Raw genomic sequence first — 2500 nt, forward strand, 5'->3', positions numbered from 1 at the left:
CGCAGCTACCCACGCAGTACCATCGGCGCTAAAGGACTTAACTTCTGTGTTCGGGATGGGAACAGGTGTACCCCCTTTGCCATCGCCACCGAAAAATTTAGCTCGCATATAGCTGCAATAAAACACTCAACATACAAAAAGCGGAAGTTGTGGCTAAGCCTCACGACCTATTAGTACTGGTAAGCTCAACATGTTACCATGCTTACACATCCAGCCTATCAACCTCGTAATCTTCAAGGGGTCTTCAGCCTGATTATTCAGGTGGGATATCTTATCTCAGAGACGGCTTCCCGCTTAGATGCTTTCAGCGGTTATCCAGACCGAACATAGCTACCCAGCCATGCCGCTGGCGCGACAACTGGAACACCAGTGGTTCGTCCATTCCGGTCCTCTCGTACTAGGAACAGATCTCTTCAAATATCCTACGCCCGCGAAAGATAGGGACCAAACTGTCTCACGACGTTTTAAACCCAGCTCGCGTACCACTTTAATCGGCGAACAGCCGAACCCTTGGGACCTGCTCCAGCCCCAGGATGTGATGAGCCGACATCGAGGTGCCAAACCGCATCGTCGATGTGAACTCTTGGATGCGATTAGCCTGTTATCCCCGGCGTACCTTTTATCCGATGAGCGACGGCCCTTCCATACAGAACCGCCGGATCACTAAGACCTACTTTCGTACCTGCTCGAAATGTCTCTCTCGCAGTCAAGCTCCCTTATGCCTTTACACTCAACGGCTGGTTTCCAATCAGCCTGAGGGAACCTTCGCGCGCCTCCGTTACTCTTTGGGAGGCGACCGCCCCAGTCAAACTACCCGCCAGACACTGTCCAAAATCCGGATCACGGATCGTCGTTAGAATTCAAAAACAACAAGGGTGGTATTTCAAGGTTGGCTCCACAAAGACTGGCGTCCCTGCTTCAAAGCCTCCCACCTATCCTACACATGATGTTCCTAAACCCAATGTCAAGCTATAGTAAAGGTGCCGGGGTCTTTCCGTCTTTTCGCGGGTACTCGGTATCTTCACCGAGACTGCAATTTCGCTGAGTCCCTGGTCGAGACAGTGCGGAAGTCGTTACGCCATTCGTGCAGGTCGGAACTTACCCGACAAGGAATTTCGCTACCTTAGGACCGTTATAGTTACGGCCGCCGTTTACTGGGGCTTCGGTTCAATGCTTCGGTTGCCCTAACAAATCCCCTTAACCTTCCAGCACCGGGCAGGCGTCAGACCCTATACTTCGTCTTTCGACTTTGCAGAGTCCTGTGTTTTTAGTAAACAGTCGCTACCGCCATTTATCTGCAACCCACTCCAGCTCCGCGAGCAAGTCGCTTCACTTACCATGGGCACACCTTCTCCCGAAGTTACGGTGTTATTTTGCCGAGTTCCTTAACCAGGGTTCTCTCAAGCGCCTCGGAATTTTCTTCCTGCCTACCTGTGTCGGTTTGCGGTACGATCACCCAATATCCTCGCTAGAGGCTTTTCTTGGCAGCATGGGATCAGTCACTTTATGAGCTTACGCTCTCGTCATCACGTCTCGGCCTTAAGAAGAAACGGATTTGCCTATCTCTTCAGCCTACTCGCTTAAACCGCCTATTCCAACAGACGGCCAACCTACCCTCCTGCGTCCCCCCATCACTCAAACGGCTATCAGGTGGTACAGGAATATTAACCTGTTTTCCATCGCCTACGCCTTTCGGCCTCGGCTTAGGGATCGACTAACCCTGAGCAGATTAACTTTACCCAGGAAACCTTAGGCTATCGGCGAGCGGGCTTTTCACCCGCTTTATCGCTACTCATGTCAGCATGGGCTCTTCCATACAGTCCAATGTACCTCACAATACACCTTCAGCCCGTATGCAATGCTCCCCTACCAATGAACTTTCGTCCACTCCACAGCTTCGGTATCATGCTTTAGCCCCGCTACATTTTCCGCGCAGACTCACTCGACCAGTGAGCTATTACGCTTTCTTTAAAGGATGGCTGCTTCTAAGCCAACCTCCTGGTTGTCTGTGCATTTCCACCTCGTTTCCCACTTAGCATGAATTTTGGGACCTTAGCTGGTGATCTGGGTTGTTTCCCTCTCGACCACGGAAGTTAGCTCTCGTAGTCTCACTCCTGCGATAAAATTTTACGGTATTCGGAGTTTGATTGGGGTTGGTAATCCGGTAAGACCCCTAGCCCATTCAGTGCTCTACCCCCGTAAATCAAACGCAAGGCTGTACCTAAATACATTTCGGGGAGAACCAGCTATTTCCAGGTTTGTTTGGCCTTTCACCCCTATCCACACCTCATCCGAATACTTTTCAACGTATATCGGTTCGGGCCTCCACGTGATTTTACTCACGCTTCACCCTGGACATGGATAGATCACCTGGTTTCGGGTATACTGCATGCAACTAATTCGCCCTATTCAGACTCGCTTTCGCTACGGCTACACCTATCGGCTTAACCTCGCTACATACAATAACTCGCTGACTCATTATGCAAAAGGCACGCGGTCA

At 50.9% G+C, this 2500-nt stretch carries 2 rRNA genes (1 of these 2 cut by a window edge); both read right to left on the reverse strand.

What is annotated here, in order from left to right:
- Window positions 1-93 (reverse strand): 5S ribosomal RNA (gene rrf, locus K245_RS0120465); the annotation flags it as partial.
- 56 nt (window positions 94-149) lie between these two features.
- Window positions 150-2500 (reverse strand): 23S ribosomal RNA (locus tag K245_RS0120470) (it continues 595 nt past the right edge of the window).

The organism is Desulforegula conservatrix Mb1Pa, from assembly GCF_000426225.1.
GTDB classification, from domain to species: Bacteria; Desulfobacterota; Desulfobacteria; order Desulfobacterales; family Desulforegulaceae; genus Desulforegula; species Desulforegula conservatrix.